The 292-nt window shown below is 40.4% G+C and carries 1 protein-coding gene; it reads left to right on the forward strand.

Translation table 11 applies throughout. The features are described 5' to 3' along the window. The coding region (locus AB4486_RS27650; RefSeq protein WP_372120004.1) for a TnsA endonuclease N-terminal domain-containing protein at positions 1-292 on the forward strand (292 nt) is incomplete at both ends.

Consider the following 292-nt stretch of genomic DNA (forward strand, 5'->3'; position numbering starts at 1 on the left):
CTATTTAAGTGAGTTTTCAGAGAGTGTGATCGACATTCGAGAACAATTCCCGTTACTCCCAATTAACTATACTCAAAAAATTGCCAAAATCATCGGGGTTGAACACCCCACTCACCCAACTAGTGGTGAGCCAATCGTTATAACAACGGATTTTCTTCTGACGACTAAATCTGAGCATGGCATTCGCTACCAAGCTATCTCGGTAAAGCCTGAAGACGAAGTTAACCATCAAAGAGTCCTTGAAAAAATAGATATAGAAAGAGTTTGCTGGGAGCTTTTGAATGTCCCATTT

This window comes from Vibrio sp. 10N.222.55.C6 (assembly GCF_041473395.1).
Taxonomy (GTDB): domain Bacteria; phylum Pseudomonadota; class Gammaproteobacteria; order Enterobacterales; family Vibrionaceae; genus Vibrio; species Vibrio crassostreae_C.